1 protein-coding gene is annotated in these 620 nt (G+C 80.0%); it reads right to left on the minus strand.

What is annotated here, in order from left to right; genetic code table 11:
* Positions 1-581 (minus strand): hypothetical protein (locus AC1MIR_RS22290; protein WP_480030385.1); only part of this gene is annotated, 581 nt, incomplete at its 3' end.
* Positions 582-620: the final 39 nt, after the last annotated feature.

Below are 620 nucleotides of genomic sequence, written 5' to 3' on the forward strand. Positions count from 1 at the left end.
GCGCTGCGGCCACCCCCCCGCCCCGCCCGGCCGCCCGCGGCGGCGGGGGGGGGCCGGCCCGCCGCCGTCGCCCGGTCCAGCTCCGCCAGCGGGCCGGCCTCCAGCAGCGCGCGCAGACTGTCGAGGTCGTTGGCGCCGCGCAGCGCCGGCGCCGAGGGCGAAGCGGCCGGCGTGCGTGCCGCCCAGGCCCGCGTCGCGGCGCGCGCGGCGACGTAGTCGTTGCGGGCGAAGGCGGCCCGCGCCTTGTCCACGATCTCCAGCGACCAGAGCCCGCGCAGCTCGCGCAGGAAGGCCCAGGCGATCAGCCCGTAGCCGAGCAGCGCGACGGCCAGCGTCACCCAGCCGAGCCAGTCGGCGCGCGCGAACTGGTCGGTGACGAAGTTCGCGACATCGAGCAGCGAGAGCCCGACCAGCAGCACGGCAAGGCCCGCGGCGGCGAGGCCGAGCGCGGACCAGCGCCGCGCCGCCGCCGGCTTCGCGACGGGCGCGACCGCCTGCTCCCAGCCGAAGTCGAGCCGCTCCGCCGGGGCGTCGTCCTGCTCGGTCAGGATGCGCGGGCGGCGCGGCGGCGTGTCGCTCATGATCGGCAGCCCTCCAGGCGGCCCGCCCCAGGGCGGGCC

Source organism: Falsiroseomonas sp. RANM36, assembly GCF_056682175.1.